The organism is Shewanella sp. SP1S1-7 (assembly GCF_031932105.1).
Taxonomy (GTDB): domain Bacteria; phylum Pseudomonadota; class Gammaproteobacteria; order Enterobacterales; family Shewanellaceae; genus Shewanella; species Shewanella baltica.
In genome coordinates this window covers 37,562-63,613 of sequence record NZ_JAUOEU010000020.1, presented here as the reverse complement: position 1 = coordinate 63,613, position 26,052 = coordinate 37,562, and the positions used below count along the sequence as shown (strand labels likewise).

The 26,052-nt window shown below is 45.9% G+C and carries 19 protein-coding genes; 12 read left to right on the top strand and 7 right to left on the bottom strand.

The features are described 5' to 3' along the window. Window positions 1–41: 41 nt before the first annotated feature. The 3 genes from Q4Q49_RS15370 to prmB form a co-directional block, all read right to left on the bottom strand. On the bottom strand, window positions 42–1,217 hold the full coding sequence (locus Q4Q49_RS15370) for an MFS transporter (RefSeq protein WP_311999753.1): 1,176 nt from the start codon (window positions 1,215–1,217) through the stop codon (window positions 42–44). Window positions 1,218–1,282: 65 nt separating this feature from the next. Beyond that, window positions 1,283–2,377, bottom strand: a complete 1,095-nt coding sequence (gene aroC / locus Q4Q49_RS15365) for a chorismate synthase (protein WP_028761043.1) — start codon at window positions 2,375–2,377, stop codon at window positions 1,283–1,285. A gap of 123 nt (window positions 2,378–2,500) precedes the next feature. Beyond that, window positions 2,501–3,445, bottom strand: coding sequence for a 50S ribosomal protein L3 N(5)-glutamine methyltransferase (prmB, locus tag Q4Q49_RS15360; protein WP_106650942.1), 945 nt, complete (start codon window positions 3,443–3,445; stop codon window positions 2,501–2,503). An 80-nt stretch (window positions 3,446–3,525) separates the two neighbouring features. Between prmB and smrB the strand changes: the two genes are divergently transcribed. After that, entirely contained in the window at window positions 3,526–4,056 is a 531-nt protein-coding gene (gene smrB / locus Q4Q49_RS15355) for an endonuclease SmrB (protein WP_006082235.1), read from the top strand. Between the two features lie 125 nt (window positions 4,057–4,181). On the opposite strand, the gene sixA is transcribed toward smrB, so the two are convergent. After that, on the bottom strand, window positions 4,182–4,652 hold the full coding sequence (gene sixA, locus Q4Q49_RS15350) for a phosphohistidine phosphatase SixA (RefSeq protein WP_006082236.1): 471 nt from the start codon (window positions 4,650–4,652) through the stop codon (window positions 4,182–4,184). A 169-nt stretch (window positions 4,653–4,821) separates the two neighbouring features. Between sixA and Q4Q49_RS15345 the strand changes: the two genes are divergently transcribed. From Q4Q49_RS15345 to Q4Q49_RS15335, 3 genes are all read left to right on the top strand, one after another. Then, entirely contained in the window at window positions 4,822–7,611 is a 2,790-nt protein-coding gene (locus tag Q4Q49_RS15345; RefSeq protein WP_311999752.1) for an insulinase family protein, read from the top strand. A gap of 283 nt (window positions 7,612–7,894) precedes the next feature. Continuing rightward, window positions 7,895–12,154 (top strand): EAL domain-containing protein, encoded by a 4,260-nt coding sequence (locus tag Q4Q49_RS15340; protein WP_311999751.1) that lies wholly within the window; start codon window positions 7,895–7,897, stop codon window positions 12,152–12,154. A gap of 109 nt (window positions 12,155–12,263) precedes the next feature. Beyond that, the gene (locus Q4Q49_RS15335; protein ID WP_006085474.1) at window positions 12,264–12,695 is read left to right on the top strand and encodes a hypothetical protein; all 432 of its coding nucleotides are present in this window, start codon (window positions 12,264–12,266) and stop codon (window positions 12,693–12,695) included. Window positions 12,696–12,977: 282 nt separating this feature from the next. Here Q4Q49_RS15335 and Q4Q49_RS15330 read toward each other — a convergent pair whose 3' ends face one another. The 3 genes from Q4Q49_RS15330 to fadI all read right to left on the bottom strand — a co-directional run bounded on the left by Q4Q49_RS15330 (window position 12,978) and on the right by fadI (window position 17,015). Further along, window positions 12,978–13,178, bottom strand: a complete 201-nt coding sequence (locus Q4Q49_RS15330) for a hypothetical protein (protein WP_259544656.1) — start codon at window positions 13,176–13,178, stop codon at window positions 12,978–12,980. Between the two features lie 400 nt (window positions 13,179–13,578). Then, window positions 13,579–15,699 (bottom strand): fatty acid oxidation complex subunit alpha FadJ, encoded by a 2,121-nt coding sequence (gene fadJ / locus Q4Q49_RS15325; RefSeq protein ID WP_311999750.1) that lies wholly within the window; start codon window positions 15,697–15,699, stop codon window positions 13,579–13,581. Window positions 15,700–15,704: 5 nt separating this feature from the next. Next, window positions 15,705–17,015: an acetyl-CoA C-acyltransferase FadI gene (fadI, locus tag Q4Q49_RS15320; protein WP_006082247.1), complete on the bottom strand. Its 1,311-nt coding sequence runs from the start codon at window positions 17,013–17,015 to the stop codon at window positions 15,705–15,707. A 262-nt stretch (window positions 17,016–17,277) separates the two neighbouring features. Between fadI and Q4Q49_RS15315 the strand changes: the two genes are divergently transcribed. The 8 genes from Q4Q49_RS15315 to Q4Q49_RS15280 all read left to right on the top strand — a co-directional run bounded on the left by Q4Q49_RS15315 (window position 17,278) and on the right by Q4Q49_RS15280 (window position 26,001). Then, the gene (locus Q4Q49_RS15315; protein ID WP_311999749.1) at window positions 17,278–18,234 is read left to right on the top strand and encodes a MoxR family ATPase; all 957 of its coding nucleotides are present in this window, start codon (window positions 17,278–17,280) and stop codon (window positions 18,232–18,234) included. 24 nt (window positions 18,235–18,258) lie between these two features. Beyond that, complete coding sequence (locus Q4Q49_RS15310) at window positions 18,259–19,212, top strand: DUF58 domain-containing protein (RefSeq protein ID WP_220590628.1); 954 nt, start codon at window positions 18,259–18,261, stop codon at window positions 19,210–19,212. Window positions 19,213–19,214: 2 nt separating this feature from the next. Next, entirely contained in the window at window positions 19,215–19,871 is a 657-nt protein-coding gene (locus Q4Q49_RS15305) for a DUF4381 domain-containing protein (protein WP_311999748.1), read from the top strand. Beyond that, entirely contained in the window at window positions 19,865–20,887 is a 1,023-nt protein-coding gene (locus Q4Q49_RS15300; protein WP_311999747.1) for a VWA domain-containing protein, read from the top strand. Before Q4Q49_RS15305 ends, Q4Q49_RS15300 begins: the two co-directional genes overlap by 7 nt. Continuing rightward, window positions 20,884–22,980, top strand: coding sequence for a VWA domain-containing protein (locus tag Q4Q49_RS15295; protein ID WP_311999746.1), 2,097 nt, complete (start codon window positions 20,884–20,886; stop codon window positions 22,978–22,980). Before Q4Q49_RS15300 ends, Q4Q49_RS15295 begins: the two co-directional genes overlap by 4 nt. Continuing rightward, window positions 22,974–24,668, top strand: a complete 1,695-nt coding sequence (locus Q4Q49_RS15290; protein WP_311999745.1) for a BatD family protein — start codon at window positions 22,974–22,976, stop codon at window positions 24,666–24,668. The genes Q4Q49_RS15295 and Q4Q49_RS15290 overlap by 7 nt, the downstream gene beginning before the upstream one ends. A gap of 72 nt (window positions 24,669–24,740) precedes the next feature. After that, complete coding sequence (locus Q4Q49_RS15285) at window positions 24,741–25,304, top strand: sigma-70 family RNA polymerase sigma factor (RefSeq protein ID WP_006085483.1); 564 nt, start codon at window positions 24,741–24,743, stop codon at window positions 25,302–25,304. Then, window positions 25,297–26,001: a DUF3379 domain-containing protein gene (locus Q4Q49_RS15280; protein WP_311999744.1), complete on the top strand. Its 705-nt coding sequence runs from the start codon at window positions 25,297–25,299 to the stop codon at window positions 25,999–26,001. The genes Q4Q49_RS15285 and Q4Q49_RS15280 overlap by 8 nt, the downstream gene beginning before the upstream one ends. Window positions 26,002–26,052: the final 51 nt, after the last annotated feature.

Sequence of the window (26,052 nt, the reverse complement as noted above, 5' to 3'; positions counted from 1 at the left end):
CAATCTTTTGATTTTTAAATTTTTTATCTTAATGGATATGACTAGGCCGTATGGGCTACAACACTCGGTTTATCCGTAGGAATAAAGAATACCGCCAGCATAGCGGCAAAGGCGCATCCTGCTGCAAATACCCAAGACCAAACCGCCCCGCTACCATCGCCCCAAATATAGCCACAAATCCAAGTGCCGAGCGCGCCGCCAACACCAAAACTTAAGCTGGCGTATAGGGCTTGACCTTGGCTTCTGTGACTCGCATCGAAATGTTTATGCACAAATTGAATCGATGCCGCGTGGGTTAAGCCAAAGGTAAAGGCATGTAATAATTGACTAACACCTAGCCACAACACGCTATCTACCCCAAAGGCGACCAACAACCAACGCAAGCAAGTCATGCCGATACTGACAATCAATAGGGTGTTAACACCATAGCGACCGAGTAAACGCGGCGCGAACATAAACATCACGATTTCGGCCATAGCGCCAAGGGCGACAAATATCCCCGCTGATGATTCTGAGTAACCCGCTTGTTTTAAATATAAGACGAAGAAGCCGTAGAAAGGTCCCGCGCTCATTTGTAGCAACATCGCCGAGACTAAGAACCAAATAATCGCCCGATTCCATTGCAATGGCGGCCGCACTTGGCTGGTGTCGCGCACTAAGCGATTTGCAGGCAATGGTAACGCACAGGCTAACATGCCGATAAATAATGACAAACCAATATAAGGCAGCACTTCTGTGCCCCACTGACCAATGGCAAAGCCCGCACCGACAACAAGACAGATATAACCGACACTGCCCCAACTGCGAATTTGACCGTAGCGGCTGGCATTCTCGCCTAAGGTTTCTAAGGTGATCACTTCAAGCTGGGCGAGGATCGCATTCCAAAAGAAAGTATAGAGGGCCAAACTCAGCGCCATATACACAAAACCACCATGGTAGAAGAAACTCAAATACGCCAGCGCGGCGGCTCCCGCGCCCATTTTGATCAGCTCGGCGCGCATCCCCGTTCGGTCAGCCACTTTAGCCCACACATTCGGCGCAACGATGCGCGTCGCCATCAGGATGGCGAGTAAAAAGCCAATTTCTTGGGGATTAAAACCGCGATTTTCGAAGAAGACCCCAAGATAAGGGACCATAGTGCCGAGAATAGAAAAGAAGAAAAAATAGCAGGCACAAAGCCAGCGCAATTGCCGGCTTGTGCTAGAAGAAGTTGACATTAACGCATTCCATTTATCTCATGCCACTCATTGTATCGTTATCGCATACCAGCTATTTCATGCGCCTATCTCATTCCGAGAACGGGCGTGTGACTGCGTACATCCTGATTTTGCGCTCTGTGTCTTAGCAAGTGATCCATCAACACAATGGCAAGCATAGCTTCGGCAATAGGTACAGCGCGGATCCCAACACAGGGATCGTGACGACCTTTAGTGACCACTTCAGCCATTTCACCCTGTGCCGTCATACTTTGACCTGGCACGCTGATGCTGGAGGTGGGTTTTAACGCAATATGGGCAATAATCGGCTGACCCGACGAAATCCCACCGAGTACACCGCCCGCATGATTAGATTCAAAGCCTTGTGGCGACATTAAGTCACGCCCTTCGGAGCCCTTTTGCGTCACGACACCAAAACCATCACCAATCTCAACACCTTTGACGGCATTAATACCCATCAGCGCGTGGGCGATATCGGCATCGAGTCTATCAAATACTGGCTCACCTAAACCCACTGGCACACCTGTCGCGATAACGGAGATTTTCGCGCCAATCGAATCACCGGATTTTTTCAGCTCTCGCATGTATTCATCGAGCGCTTCCAGCTTGCTAGCATCGGGGAAGAAAAAGGCATTTTGCTCAATTTGGTCAAGATCAATGGTCTGCGCACAAATAGGTCCCAACTGCGACATATAGCCGTAGATCTCGATACCGTGAACTTGCTTTAAATACTTTTTAGCCACAGCACCCGCCGCAACCCGCATCGCAGTTTCACGGGCTGAAGAGCGGCCACCACCGCGGTAGTCACGCATACCGTACTTTTGCTGGTAGGTATAATCGGCGTGCCCAGGGCGAAATAAATCTTTGATATTAGAGTAATCTTGACTGCGTTGATCGGTATTTTCAATCAAGAGTCCAATCGAGGTGCCCGTGGTTTTACCTTCGAAGACGCCGGATAAAATCCGCACTTCATCGGGCTCACGGCGTGCCGTGGTATATCGGGATGTCCCAGGACGACGGCGGTCAAGATCATGCTGCATATCGGCTTCAGTTAATTCAAGCCCAGGAGGGCAACCATCAATAATGCAACCCAGTGCAACACCGTGACTCTCACCAAACGTCGTCACTACAAAATTTTGACCAATACTGTTTCCAGACATCCGCTTTGTACACCTTAGGTTATTTGTTCATCGCTCCGCGCCCAGCGAGTACTGGACAATTTTTTTCCCGCTGCAAGCCTAACTGGCAGCGGGAAAAGTCTCAACCTAATTTGCTATCTTAGGCTATTGTGCGTCGCGATAAATACCAAATACCGACTGATTTTCAACCAGTTGATCGCGGGTTAATACAAACACGCCATCGCCGCCATTTTCAAAGTTAATCCAAGTGAATGGCACTTCTGGGAATTGCTCAATTAAATGCACCATAGAATTACCGACTTCAACTACGAGTAAACCCGTTGGTGTGAGGTATTGCGCGGCATTGGCCAGTATGCGTTTGGTTAAATCTAACCCGTCGCGACCAGAGGCTAAACCGATGGCAGGCTCATGATGATATTCATCTGGCATGTCGCCAATGTCTTCAGCATCCACATAAGGTGGGTTTGAAACAATCAAATCATACTGTGGACCTTCTGGGATGGCCGAGAACAAATCCGATTGCATCGGGAATACTCGGTCCATCACACCTAAGGTTTCGATATTGATTTGCGCCACATCTAATGCATCTTCGCTGATGTCCAGCGCGTCAACTTCGGCATCTTCAAATTCGTAGGCACAGGCGATAGCGATACAAGCGCTGCCAGTACATAAATCTAAAATACGCGTTACTGGTTTGCCATATAACCAAGGGCTAAAACGGTTAGCGATCATTTCAGCAATCGGTGAGCGTGGCACTAACACGCGCTCATCGACGTAAAATTCCAGTCCGGCAAAACGCGCTTTGTTGGTCAGATAAGGCACAGGTAGGCGCTCTCTGACACGGCGAATAATCAACTCGACAATTTTATGCTTTTCACTGCTGGTCAAGTTGCTTAAAATCACTTGCTGGCCGATTTCTTCGGGTAAGTGTAAAGCATGGAAAACTAAGGCGATGGCTTCATCCCACGCGTTATCAGTACCATGACCATAATACACATTGGCGTCGTTAAAACGGCTCACGGCCCAACGTAACATATCACCAATAGTGCGTAATTCTGTCACAGCTTCATCTACAAAGATCTTATCCAAAACGTGCTCCCGCTAGTTTGTTCGCGAACATTGTAACTGAACTCTATTCAGAAACCATAGGATTCAATAGAATACCCGCCATGAATAAAGACGACGACAAAGAAGGCTTGGCGATGTTCTCAGCGCTTATCGATGGTATTAAACCCATCACGCAAAATAAGCGACACTTTCGCACGCCCTTAAAAACCAAACAGGAAATAGAACTGAAAGAGCAGCAACTGCATGCTAACAGTTATTTCTCAGATACTTATCAGCCGCTACTGCCAGTACAAGGACCGATGCGTTGGTTAGAGGAAGGGGTTGATAGCCTAGAACTCAAACGCCTGCGACGTGGAGATTACCAGCCAGATTTGCTGCTGGATTTGCACGGCTATCGCCAATCGGAAGCCAAACTTGAGCTAGCGGCACTGATCCAAGCCTGCGTTAAACAGCAAAGCCTGTGTTGCTGCATTATGCATGGTTACGGCAGTGGCATATTGAAACAACAAGTCCCAATGTGGTTAGTGCAGCATCCTATGGTGAAGGCTTTCCATCAGGCCCCTAAAGAATGGGGCGGCGATGCGGCGTTATTAGTGCTGATTGATATTGGTGAGCAGCCGCATAGACGTTAACTCGCTATCGGCTTTAAACATTAACGTTTCAGATTTAGAGGTTTAGCGAGTTTTCTACGTTTACCGAAAACAAACGGCCCACATTCAGTGGGCCGTTTCGTTTGTAAAAGGGATATAAATCAAGACTAGCTAATGCTGTGGGGTGCGTGCTGCCACACGATTGAGGCTTGCTCGGCATGTTTATCAATGAGTGTAATGCCCGAAGTGGCAAATAACGGCGGCTCAACGCCAGCAACTAACTCACTGACTAAATAGCCCAATAACGGCATGTGAGCAATCACTAGCACTTTATCCGCCTTGTATAACTCAGCGTAGGCTACAACTAACGCGGCTACATTGGCGGGATCGCCAGAAGGAACAAGATCATCAGCGACTAACCACTTACGCGGCTCAGGAAAATGCTGACTCAGCTCCTGCCAAGTTTGCTGTGCACGTAAGTAAGGACTCACCAAAACAAGATCGAAATCAGTCACACTGCGAGCCAACCAGTTGCTCATCAACACAGTATGGTGCCTTCCAACATCGGTCAGTGTTCTGTCTCTATCAGACTGAGCATTAAATCCGGCGTCACCATGTCTCATCAAAAATAGCTGCATACTTCTCTCGCGACTCAAACTTGTTTTTGTTTTATCCCAATTGTAGCCCTAAAATCCATTTCAACAAACCTTGTAAGACTTAATCTTTAGTCGATAAACACAAGAGATATTTGCTAAAAACCATTAAGACTATCAATATATAACAAGCTATCGTTATCGGAGTGTCTCTTTGCAAGCCTCTCAGTCCATTTATAAAAGTCCAAATGATCACCGTCAGTATCGTTATCTTGTGTTAGATAACGCGCTTAGGGTGTTATTGGTTGAAGATCAAGATGCCAGCCAAGCGGCCGCATCTATGGCTGTAGGCGTGGGTCATTTTGATGATCCCGCAGATAGACCCGGCATGGCGCACTTTTTAGAGCATATGCTCTTTCTTGGTACCGAAAAATTTCCCGACTCAGGCGAGTACCATGCCTTTATCAACCAACATGGCGGCAGCAATAACGCTTGGACGGGCACAGAGCACACCAACTTCTTTTTCACCATCAATGAAGACGTGTTTGCCGACTCCTTAGACAGATTCAGCCAATTTTTTATTGCGCCTAAATTTGACTTAGAACTGGTCGATAGAGAACGCCAAGCTATTGAATCTGAATTTAGTTTAAAACTGAAAGACGATATTCGCCGTACCTATCAAGTGCTGAAAGAGACAGTTAATCCACTGCATCCTTTCTCAAAATTTTCCGTGGGTAACTTAGTCACCTTAGGCGGAGAGCAAGCACAGGTACGTAGCGAATTACTCGATTTCTATCAAAGCCACTACAGCGCCAACTTAATGACCTTGTGCTTAGTCGCGCCGCTTTCCCTCGACGAATTAGAAGATTTAGCCTGCAATTATTTTAGCGGGATCCAAAACTTGAACTTAGTGAAAAACTATCCTCAAGTGCCGCTGTTTTCAGAAAAGGAGCTGTTAACCCAAATTGATATCGTACCGCTTAAGGAGCAAAAACGCTTAAGCATCAGCTTTAATTTTCCTGGCATTGACCACTACTACAAACGTAAGCCTTTGACTTATATCAGCCATATTTTAGGCAATGAGAGCCATGGCAGCTTGTTGTCCTATCTTAAAGAGCAGGGACTTGTGAATAACTTGTCCGCGGGCGGCGGCGTAAATGGTTATAACTTCAAAGATTACAGTATCGGTTTACAGTTAACCGATAAGGGACTGGCGAATCTTGATGAGATTATCAGCTGCTGTTTTGAGTATATTGAGCTCATCAAAACCCAAGGTTTAGATGAATGGCGTTATTTAGAGCGCGCAAACCTGCTCAAAATGGCATTTCGCTACCAAGAGCAAGTTAAATCACTCGATTTGGCCAGCCACCTCAGCATCAATATGCATCATTATGAAGTCGAAGATTTGGTCTTTGGTGACTATCGAATGGATGGGCTGGATATTCCAGAAACCATAGCCCTACTCGAGCTAATGACGCCCCACAATATGCGTCTGCAGCTTATCGCGCAATCGGTAAAAACGGATCGTAAAGCCAACTGGTATCACACACCCTATAAAGTGCGCCCTATTGCACCTCAGTCCCTCGTTCGTTGGCAAGTGAGCAGTATTCGCCCTGAATTACAATTACCTGCTGCAAACCCATTTATCGTCGCCGACTCCATTCCTCGACCAGATAAGAGCGATGTCGATGTACCAGTGATCGTTGCAGAATCGACGGGATACCGTATTTGGCACAAGAAAGACGATGAGTTTAATGTGCCCAAAGGCCACATGTATTTGTCGCTGGACTCAGAGCAGGCGAGTAAAACACCAAAACATGCCGCCCTCACCCGCCTGTATGTTGAAATGCTGCTCGATTATCTGACTGAACCAACCTATCAGGCCGAAGTTGCGGGCTTAAGCTACAATATTTATCCGCATCAAGGTGGTATAACCCTGCATTTATCGGGCTTTACCGGTAATCAAGAAACCCTTTTGGCCTTGTTGATCCACAAAGCCAGAGAGCGTAATTTTACTGAAGAACGTTTTGCATTAATTAAATCTCAACTACTGCGCAGTTGGCAGAATCTAGCGCAGGCTAAACCTATTTCACAATTGTTTACTAGTCTGACTGTCACGCTACAAAAAAGCAGTTATGAACCTGCCCGCATGGCTCAAATGCTCGAAAACATAAGCCTTGAAGATTTGCATAACCATGTACGCGCCTTTTACGAGAAGATCTATCTTGAAGGGTTAGTCTACGGGGATTGGTTAGTATCTGAAGCACAAGCTCTCGGTAAACGCTTAGAGCACATTTTATCCTTGGTTTCGACGCCAAGCGCCGAGTCCACCAGAGAGTTAGTCAATTTAACGGGCCAAGGCACCTTACTTAGAGAACTTGCGATAGATCATCAAGATAGCGCGATCATTGTGTATTACCAATCTGCTGTGGCAACGCCAGAAAAGATGGCACTGTTTAGCTTACTAAATCATACTATGTCGTCCACCTTCTTCCATGAACTGCGCACTGAAAAACAGTTGGGCTACATGGTAGGCACAGGTTATCTGCCACTCAATCGTCATCCTGGGCTCATTTTTTATATCCAGTCGCCTACGACTGGACCACTGCATTTATTAGAGGCGATAGACGAGTTTATTGCAGACTTTAATTATGCCGTGATGCAAATCACCAACGAAGAATGGGAAAGCACTAAGGTCGGTCTTATTAGTCAAATCATGGAGCACGATGCGAACCTCAAAACTCGCAGCCAACGATATTGGGTCAGTGTCGGCAACAGAGATTATCAATTTAACCAAAGAGAACTGGTCGTAGACGAAATCACTAAGCTCACCCGCACTGATTTACTCAAATTCATGATGCGTAAAATGCGCACCAAACACAGTGACCGCTTAGTCTTATTTAGCACGGGTGAACAGCACATAACCCAAGCGGCGTTGCAGTCAGAAAAAATGATCACAGATCTCAAAACGTTTAAGCAAACGGCAGAGAAGTTTAATTTCTAAACAAAAACACTTTTACACACACATTTGTTCACAAAGTTGGACAAACAAACAAAACCGCTACAAATTGGCCCAACTATAGTTGTATCTATCACGGTTGGACGTAATACTAATGTAAAACATGGCTAGTCCATGTTCTACCCCTTCTTCAGCGAACAATTTTGCTGCATCTACATGCTGTTAAAAGGATTTTTAGCCGCCTCCGCTTTGACAAAGCCCTCACTTTCTGGAAAAGTGATGTAACACAATTGTTTCATGGCATCCTCGGATAATAAGAATAAACACTATGCCTAAAGCACTCTTTAAAATCGTCTTGCTCGCTTTCTTTGGCTTGCATGCATTCGAAGACGTAAACGCATCTCCCTTTTCTGATAAATCTCCAATTATTCTCCAATCACAATCTTTTGGTGTCCCGCAAGGACTTTCCCAAAGCACAGTTACGTCTATAGTCCAGGACCATGATGGCTATCTATGGATTGGAACATTTAATGGACTTAATCGATTTGATGGGAAAAACTTTAAGCATTTTTATGCTAATGATGCCAGAACAGGCCTTCCCAGTTCTTTTATCAGAAGTTTACTCATTGATGAACAAGGCGTGTTATATGTTGGAACCGATAGTGGTCTAGTCGTATATGATAAACTGCAAGAATCATTTTCTCATTATGGCCTATCGGTAAATGACTCCCCAGTCTGGAGCCTCAACTCAAGTGATAAGAGTTTAATTGTTGGAACCAACAAAGCAATTATTGATATAAGTAACAAAGAGCAAACTTATGAACTTTCAAAGAAAGGCCTAAGTGAAATTAAAAAAACGATAAAAGTAGGCGACGATTATTATATAAGAGACTATGCAGGTACATTATTTGAACTAAGCGGGAGTGAGTTAAAAGAGATAGCTCGAAAAACAATGGATTTCGAGCAAAAGAATGACACGACAATGCTAATATCATTCAGTGATGGATTATATGAATACGAAGGCAATGAAATAGTAAAAGTCGATAATCGAGCGTTTTCATTACTTACAAAATACAAAAAAAACATATATGGCTTCACAAATGAAAATGTTGTTGATATTTCCAACAACACTACTATTGGACTTTTATCTCCAGATAGACCTGACAAAACATCTTCATTTTTTGCAACCGAAGATATGTTTGTATTAGGAAGTATTGATCAAGGCATCACTATTGTAAAAAAAGTAAATAATTTAGTGCAAAAAACTAACTTAACGACAGATAGCACATGGCATCTTACAAAAAACACTAAAGGTTTTCTGGTTTCATCTGACTCTGAAAAAATAAAACTTTTTGATGAAAATTTGAACCTAATAAAAAGCTTCAACACTCATACTCAAGGATACAAATACGCAGTTCTAAGTGACGATGGGCTTTATTTTGGTACTAATACAGGGTTGTTTTTACAGAAAGATGATTCATCCAAGTTGATTAGCAAAAATATAATATCATCACTCTCTATTAATGAAAATAGTTTGACAATTGCTGCTGGCACACCTGATGGTAAAGTTTTAATCATCAAAAATGGTGAAATTACTAACAGCATTGATACAAAAAAGAATGAGCCAATTTTTGACGTAGAGTTAAAATCTGACAACCTAATATATATAGCTGGACAAGATGGACTAAAAAAATATGAAAATGGATTATTAGAAAACTTAAGCAATGAAATAACTTACAGCATCGAAAAAAGTGATAATGGCATTTACTTCGGAACATCAACATCACTGATGCTTTATAATGATACCAATAAAAAAATTTCGAGAATACTTTCTAACAATAAAGAGATCTACGCGATTGTAGATAATGATGGTTTTATAACAGCCTCATCACTAAGTGAAGTCATTATTTTTGAAAAAAACAGTAAAGTATCTTATATCTTAAAAACATCAAATGGGAGTCAATATGAGTACAACGCTCCCAATGGTATCAATATAAACGGTAACACTCTACTTGCGGGGATTAGTGGGATTAGTCTAGTATCTCCTAAAGATGTTGTAAGTTATGTAAAGAAAAGCAAGGTAAATAAAACAGAAATATCAGATTTCTTAGTATTTAATATAGTTCAAAATCAAGAAAGTAACTATCTATTACAATCAATCGCAGCATCTAATGAAATATCATTGAAATACTCTGACTATCCATTTTCGTTCAACTTTATATCTCCTATGTCAGACGACTCATCAACTAACTACTACTATAGAATGTTCGGTCTTTCTGATATATGGATACCTGCAAATGGAACAAACTCAGCAACATATACAAACCTATCTCCAGGAAATTATACTTTTCAAGTTTATTCTGTTAATTCACTTTCCGGTGAAAAAGCAGCAACAAAAGAGCTTACTGTCATTATAACACCTCCTTGGTGGTCATCATTTCAAGCAAAATCTATTTATGCTGCTATTGTATTATTTATTTCCTACCTTGTGACAAAAGCCATATTACGTCGTAGAGAAACACAAAGACAGATTGTACTCAGTGAAGAACGATTAAAACTATCATTATGGGGAAGTGGTGATGAAATGTGGGACTGGGATATAGAAACTGGCAACATTTTCCGCTCAAATATCTGGGGAGCACTTGAATTCCCCCGTGATGGACACCGTTCTGGTAAATCAGATGAAGAGAGCAATATACATCCAATGGATCAAGAGCGTGTTCGAGAAGCGCTCAATAAGCATTTTTATGGTGAAACAGATCATTTTGAAGCCGCATACCGAGTAAAAGGTAAAGACGACAATTGGGTATGGATCTTAGACCGCGCCAAAATTGTAGAACGTGATGAAAAAGATAATGCCCTGCGAATGACTGGAACGATTAAGAATATTAGTCAATTTAAACAAAAAGAAGAACAACTAAAACTCTTTGAAAAGGCTATTGAAAATATTTCGGAAGGCATGTTTATCCTCGACAGCGAATACCGTTTTGTCGAAGTTAATGAAGCTTGCTGTAAGATTTCATTACGTAACAGAACTGATTTTATTGGTAACTTACTCACATTTGATTTATATCCTGAAACCTTCTCCACCCAAATCAGGACCATGTTGAAACAACAAGGTCGCTGGGCAAATGAAGTAGAAGCAGCCAGAGGAGATAAAAGTCACTTCCACATGGAGCTCACTATCGATGCTATCTATGATGAGTTAGGCGAATTGTCACACTATGTCGGGGTTTTTTCGGATATTTCGAGACGAAAACAGCAAGAAGAAGAACTTAGAAAACTAACCAATAATGATCTTTTAACCGGACTACCTAATCGCTCCAACTTACAAGTGACCTTAAGTAACTTAGTGAATCGAGAAATAGCTCATGCGCTAATGGTGCTTGACCTTGATAATTTTAAGCGTATTAATGATTCATTAGGTCACCAGATTGGAGATACATTATTAAAGCTCGTTGCTGCCCGCATTAAGTCCTTACTTCCTAAAAATACCAGTATTTACCGTCTAGGCGGAGATGAATTCGCCATTGTATTAGATAAAAACTCAGATATAAGCGCCAGTGCTGCCATCGCTAACCGTATTATCGAAGGGTTAAAACCCGCTTTTGAAGTGAGTAATGAGCAACTAGTCCTAGGATTAAGTATTGGTATAGTGCTATTCCCAGAAGATGAGCAAAGCGAGCAAGCATTACTGAGGAAAGCAGATATTGCCATGTACCATGCTAAGTCAGCGGGAGGTAATTGCTATCAGTTTTATTCAGAGTCATTAAATCAGCATGCGATTAGGCAGTTAGAAATAGAGAATCTTATCCGTGAAGGCTTAAAAGATGATCTATTTGAAGTTTATTATCAGCCTAAGGTTGATCTTAAGCGTGGTAAAATTGCAGGCATGGAGGCTTTGGTCAGATTAAATCATCCAATACATGGTTTGATACCCCCAAATGATTTTATTCCACTTGCTGAGGAAAACGGCTTAATTGTTGAAATTGGTGAAATCGTCTTACGCAAAGCCTGTTTCGCAGCACAGAAATGGCGTGAACAAGGAATATTCAGCGGCAGAGTCGCCGTCAATTTATCGTCACGTCAATTTGCTCTCCCCGATATCCAGCAACGAATAGAGTCAATTTTAAGACTCACCAAACTCCCCGCTTGTCACCTTGAATTAGAAATAACAGAAGGTACTGTCATTAAGCAGCCGGAAACGGCGATTATTGTCATGCAGCAACTGGCTAAAATGGGCGTTAGTTTGGCACTCGATGATTTCGGCACTGGGTACTCGTCCCTTTCATACTTAAAACGTTTCCCGATTCATACTTTAAAAATTGATAAAGCTTTTGTTGACGATATTGATAAGTCTGATCGCGATCTCAAAATGGTCGATTCTATTATCACTATCGCCCATAACATGGGGCTTTCTGTTGTGGGTGAAGGAGTAGAACAGACTGCGCAATTAAACATTTTACGAGCACTTAACTGTGAAGAGATCCAAGGCTATATCTTTAGTAAGGCTATAAAAGAGACCGAGTTTACCCTGCTACTCCAAGAAGACATGATAAAGCCAAACACCCAAAGTAACATTAATTAATCATTTAAATCTCAATTTGATTGCGGTTTACAACATTGGCACAACAAGTGCAGTAGCACTATCAGTGTCAATAATAAATCAATATCAACTACCCTGAGAGAGAATTAGAATGATGAAAGGAATCCTTGCCGCCGTTACTTTATTATCTTCAATTGGTTTTGCAGTAAATACTTATGCACTTGAAGATAACACAAAATTAGAACCAGCAGCTAAGTCAATTACTTCAGAAGAACCTGCAGTTAAACTTGCTCCAGTAGAAGTAGCTGGGCATCCATATGTGAAGTTTAAGCCTTTCGAAATTGCTGGACATCCTTACGTGAAGTTCAAACCTTTCGAAATCGCTGGACATCCTTACGTGAAGTTCAAACCTTTCGAAATCGCTGGACATCCTTACGTGAAGTTCAAACCTTTCGAAATCGCTGGACATCCTTATGTGAAGTTCAAGCCTTTTGAAATCGCAGGGCATCCTTACGTGAAGTTCAAACCTCTCGAAGTCGCAGGACATCCTTACGTTAAATTTATTAACTCTGAAGTTGCATAAAATTAATCAGGTTAGGGAGAGTAACTATGCTAAATTCAATCAAAAAAGCACTCGGTTTATCCAAGCCAGCGCGTAAAAAAGTTAAGTTGCCAGAAGGCATAAACCACCTTGAAGTGATTTCTGCGAAAGGTTGGTGGAACTAATTTAAGTCCTGTAGCCATGAGTCTGACTCATGCTTTGTTATAGAAAATTAGGCTAGAAACAATAAAGGGAGCACTAGCTCCCTTTAGTTTTATATGAATATGAAAAGTGTGAAAAGATAGGACATTACATATTGATAGATTAGCTATTTAATATCCCTTCCTCACTACAACGGATTTTCCTCAAAGCTAAATGGCGGTGTGTCGTAAAGAGCGGATAAGCCAAAGGCCCGAGCACAAAACCCAGTAATACCCAATGCATAACACAAAGGCCTGCGGTAAATGCAGCTAAGCCGAAGTACCAAGCAGAGATTAATGCGATAAAGATAACCAGCAAAACCACAAACCACCTCTTTGAAAACAACTAAAAATCATAAATGTAGAGAAACTAATTCCCCATCAAAATGCGGATACTGCTCGCATAGTCTTGCAGATTGGTGCACACGTTAAATACGCCATTTTAACGGCTGGATGAAATGACCTCCGCAGACTGCTGAAACGAGCAACACTTATTCATCGCTATGTTCTCAGTACAGGACACCTAGCACTGAGCACGGCTCTCTCGATCAAGCGCTCGGATTATACAAGATCCACATCTAAGTTATGAACATTTTTTAGGCAAAAACATGCCTTGTGGCAATAAATAAAGCGGCAATGATCTGCCGCTTTTTTATTCAATCTTGATTAACTAACACCGAGATTAACTAAGACTTAGATTAACTATGACTTAGATTCACTGAAACTTAGAAAAAGTGCGCGTTTTCTTGAGCCATGGTTTTTAAGCGCTCACAAGGTTCGAATCTGCTACCCAATTGGCTTTGATAACCTTCAAGAATTCGCACTAAGTTCGCGGCGCCCAAAGTGTCAATATAGTGGAATGGGCCACCGAGGAATGGCGGGAAGCCAATACCGAAAATGGCGCCAATATCACCATCTCTTGGCGATGCGATAATACCATCATCTAAACAACGCACCGCTTCGTTGAGCATTTGTACGACACAACGCTCGGCAACCGCTTTTGCGTCTTTATTGGTGCCAGGTTTAATGCCTAACACGCCATAAACACTCTCATCGACAGCTTTAGCTTTTTTGCTCGATGCGCCGTATTGATAGAAACCTTTACCATTTTTACGGCCTTTACGATCGTCACCCAAAAGCTTGTCAAAAGCAGCTGGCGCTTTAAAACGTTCACCCAATTCTTTTTCGAGGATTGGTGAAATCTTAGCGCCCACGTCGATACCCACTTCGTCGAGTAAAGTAATAGGGCCCACAGGGAAACCAAACTTAACCAGCGCTTTATCAAGATGTTCAACACTTTGGCCTTCAAGTAATAATTGCGCGGCCTCGTTCATGTAGAGCGCAAGAATACGGTTCACGTAGAAACCCGCGCCGTCTTGTACCACTATCGGTGTTTTACCTTGCTTACGGGCAAATGCGACCGTGGTCGCAATGGTTTCTGGTGACGTTTTAGCATGGGCAATCACTTCCACCAGCGGCATTTTTTCTACTGGCGAGAAATAATGCAGACCTATCACGTTCTCTGGACGCGTTGCCGCTTCAGCGATTTGGCTAATAGGCAAAGATGAGGTGTTTGACGCAAAAATAGTGTGCTCACCACACTCACGCTCAATGTCTTTCACCATTTGATGCTTAAGCGCTAAGTCTTCAAATACCGCTTCCACAACGATGTCGGCATCTTTAACGCCTTTATATTCAGTCGTTGTGGTCATCAGTGCCATTAGGTTGTCACGAGCAGCAGGCGTCATATGACGGCGCTTAACCCCTTTATCCAACAGCTTGTAGGCGTAAGCTAATGCATTACTTAAACCTTTTTCGCTGATGTCTTTGACACGAACGGGGATTTTAGCCTTGGTAGTTGTGACAGATGCGATACCGCCACCCATTAAACCGCCACCTAAGATCACCGCTTTTTTCACTTTACGCGGGCTCGCACCTTCAGCGCCGGTTTCTTTCTTCATTTCTGTGGTCGCGAAAAAAATACTGCGCAGCGCTTCAGATTCTTTCGATACCACTAATTCGGCAAAATGACTGGCTTCGACTTCTAGCCCTTTTTGCATGCCCTTAGCAATTCCTTGGCGCACGCAATCAATGATCTTGGCAGGCGCAGGATAATTACCTTGGGTTTTCTTTTCGACCTGCTTAGTCGCTTGATCGAAAATAATGTTACGGCCAAAACTCGTGCCTTCAAGCACTTGATTAACGAGTGACTTTTTAACAGGCTTCGGAACTCGTTTACCCGCAAGCGCCATCTCAACTGCGGTTTGTAACAGAATCGTCTGCGGCACAACATCATTCACTAAGCCCATTTTCAAGGCTTGTTTAGGACGAATTTGTTTACCGGTCAACATCATATCTAAGGCTGTCGTAATGCCGACTAAACGTGGCAAACGTTGAGTCCCGCCGCCGCCTGGCAATAAGCCAAGTTGGACTTCCGGAACGCCGAGCATAGTCTTGCCATCATCGCTACATACCCTTTGATGACAGGCTAAGGCTAACTCTAAACCACCGCCTAAACAGGCACCATGGATTGCGGCAACCACAGGAATAGTTAAGGCTTCTAGCTCATTGAAAACTACATGACCTTGTTGGGATAAGGCTTTGGCATCGCTCGCCGTTTTACAAGCATCGAGCATAGAAATATCTGCGCCCGCGACAAAAGAATCTTTTTTGCCTGAGATCAGCACTAAACCGCGAATGCTCGAATCACTTTTGATCTCGGCCAGAATCTCACTGATTTCAGGGCCAAACTGCGCTTTTAGGGTGTTCATGGTTTCGCCAGGAACATCCATAGTCAAAATAGCAATGCCGTCGTCGCGGCGGGTTAAATTAAAGGTCTTTTCCATGCCGATTACTCCACTTCCACTATCATTGCCACGCCCAAACCACCAGCCGCACAGGCCGTTGTTAGGCCAGTTCCACCACCACGGCGCTTAAGCTCACGACACACTTGCGTGATCAAACGGGTTCCCGTTGCAGCAAAAGGATGGCCGTAGGCAAGCGAGCCGCCGAGCACGTTAAACTTGCTCATGTCGATTTCACCAATCGCGCGGTTACGACCGAGTTTTTCTTCGGCAAATTTTTTCGAAGCAAACATCTGCATGTTCGCTAATGTCTGCGCCGCAAAGGCTTCATGCATTTCAATCAGGGTAAGATCTTCTAGTTCCATTCCAGCACGTTTCAGCGCCAGTGGCGTCGCGTAAGAGGGTCCCATCAGCATGTCTTGCCACACATCTATGGCGCTAAAGGCATAGCTCTTAATGTAACCAATTGGTTGATAACCTAAGGCTTTAGCTCGACCTTCGCTCATCAGGATAATCGCTGAGGCACCGTCAGTCAGTGGCGTACTGTTGGCCGCCGTCACAGTACCATGCTGTTTATCGAATGCAGGACGCAGCTTAGCGTATGACTCCAGTACCGAGTTTTCGCGGATATTGTTATCGCGATCGATAAACTGTTTATACGGTGGCACATGGGCAACCATCACTTCGTCACGAAGATGGCCCGAAGCCCAAGTTTCACTCGCTAAGGTGTGCGAGCGGTGCGCTAAAGCATCTTGATCGGCGCGGCTAATATTGTAGGTTTTTGCCATTTGCTCAGCGGTTTGTCCCATAGACAAGCCCGTTGAGTACTCGGCAACCGCAGGCGGTACAGGTAATAAATCTTTAATGCCTAAACGACGGAAAATTTGTAGTTTTTGCCCAAAGCTACGGGCTTTATTCAGATCGACTAACGCATGGGCTAATTTTTTCGACACGCCGATAGGCAAGACAGATGAAGAGTCGGCGCCGCCCGCAATACCGATTTCGATATTGCCCGTCATGATAGATTCGGCCACGTTTACGGCAGATTGAAAGCTAGTCGCACAGGCGCGAGTGACACTATAGGCATCGGTCGACACATTCATGCCAGTACCGAGTACGATTTCACGGGCGATGTTAGGTGCAGCGGGCATTTGCACCACTTGTCCATACACTAATTGCTCAATCAGCTTAGGATCGAGTTCAGAGCGCGCCAATAATTCATTGACCACCATTTTGCCCATATCGAGCGCCGATACACCGTGAAATGCCGTGGCTTGTTTTGCAAATGGCGTTCTTAAACCCGCTACAATTGCGATACGCTCGCCCTTGGCGTTCGTAACCTGTTGTCTATCACTCATTTGTCACCCTCTTTATGTGCGCAATCGCTGAGAGATTTCAGGCGGCGCTAGCTATTTCCGTGTTTGACCCATTGTTTTACGGCGAAAAACGCCTAATAACAGGTCTGACCATTAAAGTGTGATCTGATTCTAACTTCTTGTCAGCAAGTTTTAAACACCTGTTTGTTTTTTTAACACTAGCCAAACCCTAAGGGAATTCTTTACCATATCCGTTGTCTATAGCCCACACACGCATTTTCAACATAATAAAACGAGTAGCATCATGCCTTTGAGTCGCTTCCATGCATTACGCACTTACCTAAATAAGGTTGTTTTAGGGCAGCCAGTATTGACCGAAAATCTGCTCATTGCCTTAATTGCCAATGGCCACTTATTAGTTGAAGGTCCACCGGGACTGGCCAAGACCCGTGCGGTGAAAGCCTTATGTGACGGGGTTGAGGGCGATTTCCACCGCATTCAATTTACCCCAGATCTGCTGCCTGCCGATTTAACCGGCACAGATATTTATCGCTCGCAAACTGGCACCTTCGAGTTTGAAGCCGGACCGATTTTCCACAATTTGATCTTGGCAGACGAAATTAACCGCGCCCCCGCCAAAGTACAATCGGCCTTATTAGAAGCTATGGCCGAAGGTCAAGTCACCGTCGGTAAGCACAGTTATAAGCTGCCACCGCTGTTTTTAGTGATGGCAACCCAAAATCCATTAGAAAACGAAGGCACTTATCCCCTGCCCGAAGCACAGCTTGACCGTTTTTTAATGCACTTGAATCTTGATTACCCGAGCGGCGAGACTGAAATCGAAATTCTGCGCCAATCCCGTAAAGAAGCACTCACCCACGAATTGCCGACCACTGAGCCGATTGCACAAGCCGATGTGTTTGCCGCCCGTGACGAAACCATGGAAATCTATCTCGCCGAGCCACTCGAAAAATACATAGTCGAAATCGTTATGGCGACCCGCGAGCCTTTGCGTTACAGCGAAGACTTAGCGAAATGGCTTGAGTACGGTGTCAGCCCACGCGCCACTATTTCGTTAGAACGCTGCGCCCGCGCCCGCGCTTGGCTGCACGAGCGAGACTTTGTTTCACCGGAAGACATTCAAGCCGTTGCACCGAATGTGTTAAGACACAGATTATTACTCAGCTATCAGGCACAAGCCGAAGGCGTCAGCCGCGATCAGGTGATCAATCACATCTTGAGTCAAGTAGCAGTACCTTAACGGTGAAGATAAAGGTGAAATAAGATGAGTGACACTGCGCGACTCTCAGCCTCGGCCGATGGCTTGCCGCTGTTTGCCGATGGCTTGCATTTAACCGAGCAAGAGCTGCTGGCGTGCCAAAATATCGCCCGTGCTATGCCTGAGCGTTACAGCCGTGCCCGCGCTAATTTAGCGGGCCATCGCAGCAGCTTAATCAAAGGCCGCGGGATGGAGTTTGCCGAGGTGCGCCACTATCAACAGGGCGACGATGTGCGCACCATTGATTGGCGCGTGACCGCTCGCACGGGCAAAACCCACACTAAGTTATTTGTCGAAGAACGCGAGCGCCCTATTCTGTTGTTGATCGACTTGAGCCAAAGTCTCTATTTTGGCTCAAGTTTATTGCTGCAATCGGTGCAAGCAGGACACTTAGCAACCACCTTAGGTTGGAATGCCATTAACCATGGCGATAGACTCGGCGCCTTGATCGCCAGCGAGTCTGAGCATCTAGAGCTTAAACCCCGCAGCCGTCGTCAGGGCATATTGCAATTGATCTCGGGCCTGCGCCGTGTGCATGAGAATCAACTCAATCATGTTGGCAGTGGCCAGCGCGATCCTGATCATATTCTGCGCGCTTGTCAGCGATTACAACGCATCGCCAAACCCGGCTCCTTGGTTTGGATAGTGACCGATGGCAGCCATTTTAGCCCCCAATGTATCGCGCCATTAACCGAGCTTAAACGTCATTGCGATGTGGGCGCCTACCTGATTACCGATCCCCTGCGCCAAGGGACACTGCCGTTACCGCACAATTTTAGTTTGCCGGTACGGGATGGGGAGGAGGACTTAGTGCTCACCCGCCACAGTTATCAGGCTTGGCTCGACATTCAGCTGCGTCAGCAAAGGGACTTTATCGCCATGATGCAGCAACTGCGCGTGCGCACCCAACTCATCGATGCGGGTGCTCCCCTAGCCCATCAATTGGAATTATTGCGTTAACTATGGATCCAGCAACAGTGAATTCAGAAATAGTGACACCAGTGATAGCAAATCCACAGGCTGCGGTCCCTATGGCTACAGCGCCAAACCCAGCGCTGGCGGATCTGCAGGATATCATTCATCCCGATCCAATCGGCGCTTGGCCTTGGGCAATCGGTTATTGGTTGGTCCTCGCGCTCGTGATTGCTCTCATCACACTCTTGGTTATCTGGCTAAGAAAACGCGCCCGTGACTTCGCGCCGAAAAAAGCCGCGAAACAGTTACTTAATCAGCTCGATAAACAAGCACCGTCCTATGTCTCTGACGTTAATAGCCTATTAAAGCGTACCGCCATGAGTTACCTCAGCAGAGATGCAATAGCCTCCTTAGATGGTGAAGCTTGGGCGACTTGGCTAGACAGCTATTTACCCGCGCCTAAACGCCAACGTATTGGCGCCTTGTTGGCCAAACGTCATCAACCAACGCCGTTGACCTTAGCTGAAGCCAATGAGTTACATGAACTCGCACAAGCTTGGTTGGCATCGAAAGCAACACTGAGTGCGCCTGAGCAGACTCTTGTTAAAACTAAGGGCTACGTTCAAGCGAGTGGCGACGCTCAAGCTAAAAGCCAAGCGTCAATCCAGCCAGCTGACACCAAACAACCGGAGGCACAATGTTAACAATTGCATGGCCTTGGCTATTGATATTACTGCCTTTACCTTTGTTTTTTTGGCGCCAACAAACCGTACAAGTGGATGGTGGCCGGCTACAACTCCCCGGAATAAGCCAAACAGGTAAACAAAGCTTAGCGGCCAACACGCGTCAGAGTCGCAAACGCTACTGGCTGATGTGGTGCCTATTAGTGCTCGCTATTGCTCGTCCGCAATGGCTTGGCGAACCGATCGAACTGCCGAGCCAAGGCCGCGATCTGATGATGGCGGTAGATTTATCCGGCAGTATGCAGATTGAAGACATGGTGGTGAATGGCAAAACCGTCGACCGTTTCACTTTAATTCAGCATGTTGTCAGTGACTTTATCGAGCGCCGCAAAGGCGATCGTATCGGTTTAATTCTCTTTGCCGATCACGCCTATTTGCAGGCGCCGCTCACCCAAGATAGACGTTCAGTGGCGCAGTTTTTAAAAGAAGCACAAATCGGCTTAGTCGGTAAACAAACCGCCATAGGTGAAGCCATAGCGCTGGCGGTAAAACGCTTCGATAAAATGGACGAGAGTAACAGAGTGTTGATTTTATTGACCGACGGCTCTAACAACGCGGGCAATATTGAGCCTGAGCAAGCGGCGCAAATTGCCGCTAATCGTAAAGTCACCATTTACACTGTCGGTGTCGGTGCCGATGTGATGGAGCGCCGCACACTCTTTGGCCGCGAGCGGGTTAATCCCTCAATGGATCTGGATGAAAACCAGCTTAAGCATATCGCCGAAGTCACCCACGGCCATTATTTCCGCGCCCGCAACAGCCAAGAGCTCGACCAGATTTACCAAGAAATCGATAAACTCGAACCAGTGAGTCGCGATCAATTAAGCTATCGTCCGCAGGCAGATTTGTTCTATTGGCCGCTGGCACTGGCGTTACTGACGAGCCTGTGGATTGCCTTAAGTCAATTACCATTCTTTGCAGCGCGCCGCGTTAAACCCTCTGTCGCAACCACTTCACAGGGGAACATTAAATCATGAGCCTACATTTTATTCGCCCAGAATGGCTACTCGCCCTAGTGCCACTGGCTCTAGTGTTGTTGAGTTTATGGCGACAACACGAAAACCACAGTGCGTGGAATCGTTATATTGCGCCGCACTTAGCCAAGATATTGGTCACCCAAGGCAGCAAGAAATCCCGCCGTCCGCTGCATTTACTAGCTTTCACTTGGCTGATTGCGACTTTTGCGCTCGCTGGGCCTGCCGTTAATAAACAGTCCTTACCTGTGTTTGCCGCCGAGCAAGGCCGCGTACTCGTGATGGACATGTCTGTGTCTATGTTCGCTACCGATCTGGCGCCGAACCGTTTAACCCAAGCTAAATTTAGGGCTACGGATCTGCTGCGTAATCTTAAAGAAGGTGAAACAGGTTTAGTCGCCTTTGCCGGCGATGCCTTTACTATCAGCCCGTTAACGCGCGATACCGGCACGCTACTCAATTTATTGCCGACCTTGAGCCCTGAGATCATGCCCGTTCGTGGCTCAAACTTAGCGGCAGGTTTAACCCAAGCTAAAACGCTACTGGCTCAGGGTGGGCATATTCGCGGTGATATTATCGTGATGACAGATGGCATAACTGCTGCCCAATTTGATGACGCTAACTCGGCATTAAGTGGCACGCAATATCGTCTTGCGGTCGTCGCTTTTGGTACCAGCCAAGGCGCGCCAATTCGTCTACCCGACGGACAATTGCAGCGCGACAGCAGCAACGAAGTCGTTGTGGCCAGCACTGACTTTGGCCTGCTGCAAAAACTGGCCGCGGATAACAAAGGCGTGTTAATCCAAAATCGCACCGACGGCAATGATCTGGCCCAATTACAACATTGGTTAAGTGATACGGGCGATGCCAAAGCCACAGATCTTGACGGTGAAACCTGGCAGGATCTTGGACCTTATCTCGCCCTGCTATTACTGCTTCCCGCCCTTTTCAGCTTTAGGCAAGGAATCGTGGCAAGCGTTGGATTTGCCACTCTCATTGGCGGTTTACTGCTCGCGGCCGCGCCTCAGCCTGCTCATGCCAGTGTGTGGGACAATGCCTGGGACAATGTGTGGAAAACGCCAGATGAGCAAGCGATGCAGGCCTATCAATCCCAAGATTATGCCAACGCCGCTAAGCAGTTTGAGTCACCCCAATGGCGTGGCAGCGCCCAATATAAGGCCGGTGATTATGAGCAAGCGCTGAAAACCTTCGAGCAAGATAGCTCAGCCCAAGGCCTCTACAATCAAGGCAATGCGTTGATGCAACTCGGTAAACCCGATAAGGCTAAGGAGCGCTATCAAGCCGCACTTGAAAAACAAGCCGATTTCCCAGCGGCGAAGGCCAACCTTGAACTGGCTGAAAAGCAATTGAAACAACAGCAAAAGCAGCAAGGTAAAAACGATCAACAGGATAAGAACCAAGATCAACAAGGCGATCAGCAGTCCGGTGATTCCAATTCAGGCGACCAACAATCCGGTAATCAGCAGTCGCAGGATAAACAACAATCTGACCAAGATAGTGCTCAGAAAGATAAGCAAGATCAAGCGGGACAAGAGTCTCAGGATCAACAGGACAATGCCAATCCTGAGCAAAGTTCTGATCAAAGCCCTGAGCAGCAAAAAGCGGATGAGCAACAGTCTGAGCAAGATAAGCAAAATGGCAATGCTCAGGACAAGCAGGATGAAGCTCAGCAAGATCAAGATAAAGCGCAACAGGATCAACAAGCCAAGCAGCAAAATGCCGAGCAGGATGCAAAGGAAAATGAGCCTGTAGACGATTCACCAGCGGATAATGAAGCTAAGATGCAAGCGCAGGCTAACGCCGATGCCGAGGCGCAAAAATCCGCTGAACAAGCAAAGCAAAGCGTTGGCGCCAAGGACGCTCCAGAGAAAAATGCGCAAGATAAACAAGAAGCTGCTATGAGTGAATCTGTCGAAGCGCCGCCAACCAATAGCGAACCGCTTCCCGCAGAAATGCAGCGAGCGCTGAGGGGCGTGAGTGAAGACCCCCAAGTGTTACTTCGCAATAAAATGCAGTTGGAATATCAAAAACGCCGTCAAAATGGCCAAATATCAAAGGATAACGAACAGTGGTGATCAGACAATTTTTTATCCTGCTACTCCTTGCCATCGGAGTGGCCCATCCCGCCTTTGCACTCAGCAAAATTGAGGCATCGGTCGATCGTAATCCTGTGATGGAGGGCGAATACTTTGTGCTCAATATCAGCGTCGATGATGAAATCGATACCGGCAAGCTAGACACATCCGCCCTGCTGAAAGACTTTATTGTTGGCCGCACCAGCGTGAGTCGCAGCACACAGATCATGAACTTCGATGCGGTCAAAGAGACTCGCTGGCAAGTGTTGCTCGCGCCAAAACAAAAAGGCCAGTTAACCATTCCAGCCTTTACTATTGATGGCATCAGCTCGGCACCGATCCCACTCAAAGTGGTCGAAACGGGTAGCCAGCCCGCACAGATGAATAACCTATTTATCGATGCCAAAGTGTCAACTGACGAGGCCTATGTCGGGCAGCTCATTACCTACAAGGTCAAACTCTATCTGGCGGTAGAATTACAAAGGGGCGTATTGAGCGCACCGGTCATCGAAGGCGCACAGATCAAACAAATCGGCGAAGATAAGGATGGCTCAGAGATAGTCGATGGCCGCCGTTACCGCGTGATTGAACGCACCTATGGCATTATTCCCGACTTACCCGGCCAAGTGAACATCAAAGGTGCAACCTTTGCAGGCGATGTGCTAGTTGAATCCCAACGCCGCGGCGGCATGTTTGGCTTTAATGAAAGCCGCCCAATGCAAGCGGGCGCGCCCTCACTCACAGTGCAAGTGAATCCTGCACCGACAAGTTTCCAAGGCCAATGGCTGGTTGCCGATTTAGTGGTGTTAAAAGAGAATTTCCCTGAGGATATTAAAGAGTTTACCGTCGGTAGCCCTATTACTCGCACTATGACTTTATTGGCTTCTAATGCCGATGAAAATAGCCTGCCAGATATAGCGCAAACCCTGCCTAATGAACTGAAGTCATACCCAGAGAAACCTCAGCGACAAACCTTTGTACGCGATGCACAAATTGTCTCCCAGTACAGTATTACGTCGGCAATCGTTCCCAGCAAAGCGGGAACATTTACCCTGCCCGAAGTCAAAGTGCCTTGGTGGAATCCGCACCTTAAACGTCAAGAAACCGCGACGCTCCCCGCACGCACCATAGTGGTAACAGGCGGTGCAGTCACAGATGCGCCCGCCCAAGCCTCTTGGCAAGCAAATTCAGCGGCCGACAGCAATGACTCCTGGATGGTTAAGGTGTTTGCTGCGCTATGGCTGAGCACTCTCGTCGCTTGGATCATCACTTTAATCGCTTGGCGCCGCGCTTTAAAAAACCAATCGGCCGCCCCGACTGCCCTTAACGCTTCAATGAGTTCAGCACAATCAGTAAATGCTGCGGGCTTACAGGGATTGGAGCAAGCCTGCGCCAGTGGCGATGTGAGCCGCATTATGTTGCAGTTACAGCGCTACTTCAGCGAGTTACAGCAAGCGCCTATGACACTCGATAAGATTGCCGAGCAGTCACCGCAACTCGCACAGGCGATACAGCAACTGCAAATTGCCGCCTATAGTGCGAAGGCCGATGCCAACAGCCATACTGACAGTGCGAATACTAACAAGCTGACCGTAGAGTGCGCCGCGTTGCTTAACGCGGTTAAGGCCTGTGAGCATAAACATTCAAACCCAAAATCGGCGCCATTAAGCCCACTGAATCCTAAATAAATTAAGGATTTAATGAGAGAGAAGCGAGCTCAACTATGCTAAACATTCAGCCAACATGCCGAAAAAATAAAAATGTTTGCTAACTGGCGTAAGAAATCCGTCGAGCCCGCGGTCTCTTCTGACATGCTAAGTAAACAACGACGATACAACAGCCTAGTCAAGGCGCTACATGCAGACATCTTCCGCTACGCATACTGGTTATGCGGCGATAAACACGTGGCTGAAGACATTACCCAAGAAACCTTCTTGCGGGCGTGGCGCTCTTTGGATTCCCTCAAGGATGATAAAGCGGCGAAGGCATGGCTGATCACGATTCTTAGGCGTGAGAATGCACGGCGTTTCGAGCGTAAACAGTTCGATTATTCCGACGTTGAGCAAGATACCTTAGAGGACAATATCTCCAATAGCAGTGAAGAGCAGACCGAGCAATATCTGATCCGTCGGCAAATAGGCAAGCTGGATATCGAATACCGCGAGCCACTCTTACTCCAACTGATTGGTGGCTTTAGCGGCGATGAAATTGCCGAGCTGATGGAGCTCAATCGCAACACCGTAATGACGCGTTTATTTCGGGCGAGGAGCCAATTGAAAGAATTACTTGAGAAGAATGATGTGAGAGGTCAATCCAATGGATGAGCTTAAATTTAGACGTCAAGCTTATGAAGATCCTCATAATCAAGATGCTGATTTTCTGGCGCAAATTAATGCTAAGCCAGAAAACCAAGCCTTAATCAATGAGCTTAAACACCTTGATGCCAAACTGACAAATGCATTGAAAGTAGAAGTGGCGGACGATCTCGCCGATAAACTGATTTTGCGTCAGCAGTTACAACAACACCATAAACACCGCCGTCAGACGGGCTTTTTAGTGGCGATGGCGGCCTCGGTGGCATTTGTGGTGGGGATCAGTTTTAGTCTATTGCGTTTAGGGCCAATCGATTTAGCTGAACATGCACTGGCCCATGTCTACCATGAAGGTGTTGCCTTACAGGTGGATCAAAACGTCAACTTTAATCAGGTCAATGCGCAGCTCGCGTCGATGAAAGACTTTGGCAATGCCAAGTTCACCCAACAACCAGGCAAAGTGTATTACACCTCCTATTGCGATTTTCAAGGGGTGAAAAGCCTACACTTAGTACTACAGGGTGAGCAAAGCAAGGTCACACTCTTTATCGTGCCACTCGAAAAACGTATGGTGTTAGACAAAACCTTCGCCGATGGCAAATACCAAGGAATGGGCTTTGAAACACCCGATGCGTTTATTTTGCTTATAGGTGAAGAAAAAGCAGACCTTAGCTATGTAAAAGACGAAATCAAGAACACCTTTATCTAACCCCATCTTATCTCGGCTATTTTTAAATTAACCTCCGATATTTTCACTCTA

Excerpts from the sequence above, each read along its gene's own strand:
- Q4Q49_RS15370 (WP_311999753.1), bottom strand. The coding sequence starts at position 1,217 with ATGTCAACTTCTTCTAGCACAAGCCGGCAATTGCGCTGGCTTTGTGCC.
- aroC (WP_028761043.1), bottom strand. The coding sequence starts at position 2,377 with ATGTCTGGAAACAGTATTGGTCAAAATTTTGTAGTGACGACGTTTGGT.
- smrB (WP_006082235.1), top strand. The coding sequence starts at position 3,526 with ATGAATAAAGACGACGACAAAGAAGGCTTGGCGATGTTCTCAGCGCTT.
- sixA (WP_006082236.1), bottom strand. The coding sequence starts at position 4,652 with ATGCAGCTATTTTTGATGAGACATGGTGACGCCGGATTTAATGCTCAG.
- Q4Q49_RS15340 (WP_311999751.1), top strand. The coding sequence starts at position 7,895 with ATGCCTAAAGCACTCTTTAAAATCGTCTTGCTCGCTTTCTTTGGCTTG.
- Q4Q49_RS15335 (WP_006085474.1), top strand. The coding sequence starts at position 12,264 with ATGATGAAAGGAATCCTTGCCGCCGTTACTTTATTATCTTCAATTGGT.
- fadJ (WP_311999750.1), bottom strand. The coding sequence starts at position 15,699 with ATGGAAAAGACCTTTAATTTAACCCGCCGCGACGACGGCATTGCTATT.
- fadI (WP_006082247.1), bottom strand. The coding sequence starts at position 17,015 with ATGAGTGATAGACAACAGGTTACGAACGCCAAGGGCGAGCGTATCGCA.
- Q4Q49_RS15315 (WP_311999749.1), top strand. The coding sequence starts at position 17,278 with ATGCCTTTGAGTCGCTTCCATGCATTACGCACTTACCTAAATAAGGTT.
- Q4Q49_RS15310 (WP_220590628.1), top strand. The coding sequence starts at position 18,259 with ATGAGTGACACTGCGCGACTCTCAGCCTCGGCCGATGGCTTGCCGCTG.
- Q4Q49_RS15305 (WP_311999748.1), top strand. The coding sequence starts at position 19,215 with ATGGATCCAGCAACAGTGAATTCAGAAATAGTGACACCAGTGATAGCA.
- Q4Q49_RS15300 (WP_311999747.1), top strand. The coding sequence starts at position 19,865 with ATGTTAACAATTGCATGGCCTTGGCTATTGATATTACTGCCTTTACCT.
- Q4Q49_RS15295 (WP_311999746.1), top strand. The coding sequence starts at position 20,884 with ATGAGCCTACATTTTATTCGCCCAGAATGGCTACTCGCCCTAGTGCCA.
- Q4Q49_RS15285 (WP_006085483.1), top strand. The coding sequence starts at position 24,741 with ATGTTTGCTAACTGGCGTAAGAAATCCGTCGAGCCCGCGGTCTCTTCT.
- Q4Q49_RS15280 (WP_311999744.1), top strand. The coding sequence starts at position 25,297 with ATGGATGAGCTTAAATTTAGACGTCAAGCTTATGAAGATCCTCATAAT.